This is a genomic window from Cellulomonas pasadenensis (assembly GCF_047229365.1).
GTDB lineage: Bacteria > Actinomycetota > Actinomycetes > Actinomycetales > Cellulomonadaceae > Cellulomonas.
Genome location: NZ_JBFTEP010000233.1, coordinates 1 through 2,738, shown reverse-complemented (window position 1 = coordinate 2,738; position 2,738 = coordinate 1). Strand labels below are relative to the sequence as shown.

General features: G+C 76.4%; 2 protein-coding genes. Both read left to right on the top strand.

Annotation, left to right across the window (positions count from 1 at the left end; translation table 11 throughout):
* Positions 1-143 precede the first annotated feature (143 nt).
* On the top strand, positions 144-1,157 hold the full coding sequence (locus AB6N23_RS17990; protein WP_412867333.1) for a DUF8094 domain-containing protein: 1,014 nt from the start codon (positions 144-146) through the stop codon (positions 1,155-1,157).
* Positions 1,158-1,260: 103 nt separating this feature from the next.
* Positions 1,261-2,202, top strand: coding sequence for a tetratricopeptide repeat protein (locus AB6N23_RS17985; RefSeq protein WP_412867332.1), 942 nt, complete (start codon positions 1,261-1,263; stop codon positions 2,200-2,202).
* Positions 2,203-2,738 lie beyond the last annotated feature (536 nt).

Below are 2,738 nucleotides of genomic sequence, written 5' to 3'. Positions count from 1 at the left end.
GCGTGGCTCCGCGACGCGCCGCCCGCACCGCCGTCGCCCGACGCACCGGGCGGCTCGCGCGCCGACGCCTGGCGCCGCGCGTGGGGCCTGCCCCCGCTGCCCGCCGACGGGGACGACGCCACGACCGACCGCGAGGAGGACCGATGACCGGCAGCCGCCGCACGACGCCGCGTCGCACGACGCCGACCGCCCTCGTCGTGGCCGCGGTGGTGGCGCTCGCGGGCTGCGCGACGCCGCTCCCGGAGCCCGCGCCCGAGCCGGTCGGCGCGGTCCCGCCCCCGGCGGTGACCGTCGACCAGGCGCAGCGCGTGCTCGCGTCGGTGAACGAGGTGCTCACGGCCGCGGACACCACCCGCGACCCGGCCGGCCTGCCCGCCCGGCTCGTCGGCCCGGCGCTCGCCACCCGCACCGCCGAGTACGTGTGGGCCGGCGCGACGGGCGGTGCGCGCGTCCCGACGGCGCTCCCGCTCGACGAGCAGGCCCTCGTCGTCCCGGAGACGGCCGGCTGGCCCCGCACGCAGCTCGTCGTCACCGAGCAGCCCGACGACCTCCAGGCCCCCCGCGTGCTGGTGCTGCAGCAGGCGTCGCCGCGCGAGCCGTACAAGCTCTGGGGCTGGGCGCGCCTGCTCCAGGGCGTGCAGATGCCGGCCACCGCGGCGCCCGAGGAGGGCAGCCCCGAGCTGCCCGCCGACGCGGCCGGCCTGCTGGTGCCGCCGTCCGAGGTCGGGCCCCGCTACGCCGACGTGCTGACGAGCGGCGACGCGTCGGCGCACGCGGCGACGTTCGCCCCCGACAGCTTCCGCGCCGCGATCGAGAAGGCGCGCGGCGACACGGTCGCGACCCTCGGCGAGGCCGCGACGCTCGCGGAGACGTACGCGGCCGCGGCGGCACCCGTCGTCACGCTCGCGACCGTCGACGGCGGCGCGCTCGTGGTCACCGAGATGACGACCACGTCGACCGTCAGCGTGACGGCGCCGGGCGGCACCGTCTCGGTCGAGCCCTTCTACGCGGCGCTCGCCGGCGGCGCGACCACCGCCTCGAGCCTCAGCCGCGTCTTCACCGACGTGCTGGTGGTGTACGTCCCGCCGGCGGACAGCGGCGCGCAGGCGCAGGTCCTGGCGGCGGAGCACACCGTCACGGCCGCCACGGCGCAGTGACGCGCGCCGCACGGATCGACGGCCGCGGCGCGCACGACCGGCGCCCGGTGTCCACGACACTGGTGCCCGTGAGTCCCCGACGACCCGACCCGAGGAGATGGTGATGTCGCAGCAGTCGCCCCAGCCGCGGCCCCGGCTGGACGTGCGAGGTGCCGTGGACCTGTCCGCGCTGAGCCGTCCCGCGACGCCCCCGCCCGGAGCGCCGGGCGGCCTGCCGGCCGCGACGTCGTACGTGCGCGACGTCGACGAGTCGACGTTCGGCGACGTCGTGCAGGCGTCGACCCAGCACCCCGTCGTGGTCGTGCTGTGGGCGCCGTGGAGCGAGGTCAGCCAGCAGGTCGTCGCGGACCTCGCGGCGCTGGCGCAGGACGACGACGGCCGGTGGCTGCTGGCACGCGTCGACGCGGAGGCGAACCCGCAGGTCGCGGCGGCGTTCCAGGCCCAGTCGGTGCCGACGGTCGTGGCGGTGCTGGCCGGCCAGCCCCTGCCGCTGTTCCAGGGGGCCTACCCGCGCGAGCAGGTGCGGGCGGTGCTCGACCAGCTCCTGGCGGCGGCGGAGGCCAACGGCATCACCGGTCGCGTCGCGCCGGGCGAGCAGGAGCCCCCGGCGGAGGTCGCGCCCGAGCCGGCGCTGCCGCCGCTGCACCAGGCGGCGTACGACGCCATCGAGCGCGACGACCTGCCGGCGGCACGCGCGGCGTACGAGCAGGCGCTGCGCGAGAACCCGAGGGACACCATGGCCACCGCGGGCCTCGCCCAGGTGGGTCTCCTCGAGCGCACGGCCGGTGCGGACCTGCGCGCGGTGCGCGAGGCCGCCGCCGCGGACCCGGCCGACGTCGACGCGCAGCTCGCGGTCGCGGACCTCGACGTCTTCGGCGGGGCGGTCGAGGACGCCTTCGCCCGGCTCGTCGACGTCGTGCGGCGCACCGCGGGTGACGAGCGCGAACGCGTGCGCCGGCGGCTCGTCGAGCTGTTCGAGGTCGTGGGCGGGGACGACCCCCGTGTCGCAGCCGCCCGGCGGGCGCTCGCGTCGGCGCTGTACTGAGCCGGCGCCGTACCGAGCCTGCGCCGTACCGGGTCAGCAGGACCACGCGGTGTGACGCAGGCCGCGCTCCAGCGGCTTGCATCGCGCCCGCCGACTGCGTAACTTTCTCGAGGCCGCCCGGCAGGGAGGAACGGACACGGAGTCGCCAGACACGTGGTCGGTCCCCCGGGTAGGCACCCCGACGCAGACCATGCCGGCAGAAGCCGGTGGTGGCGGCCGTCCGGGGGACGGAGCAGGACCGCACGGCGGTCACGTACCGGGAGCAGCGCTCGACGAGTGCCGGCGACCGGGGGTTGACCGCCAGCGACCGGCCCGTCTAAGTTAGAGAGGTTGCCTCCGGGCAGGACGAGATCGGCTTCGCACCACGTCGGTGGCGCGAACACATGCGATAACGTTCCGGCCGGAAGCGATCGAGCGGAAGCAGCAGGAATGACCACCCAGGTGGTCAGAAATGCAGAAAACATCCGCTACGATGGTGAACGAGCCTCCTGCGGGATGCCGAAAGGCTGATCGAGGATGAGCGTCTGTTCCTTGAG

Excerpts from the sequence above, each read along its gene's own strand:
- AB6N23_RS17990 (WP_412867333.1), top strand. The coding sequence starts at position 144 with ATGACCGGCAGCCGCCGCACGACGCCGCGTCGCACGACGCCGACCGCC.
- AB6N23_RS17985 (WP_412867332.1), top strand. The coding sequence starts at position 1,261 with ATGTCGCAGCAGTCGCCCCAGCCGCGGCCCCGGCTGGACGTGCGAGGT.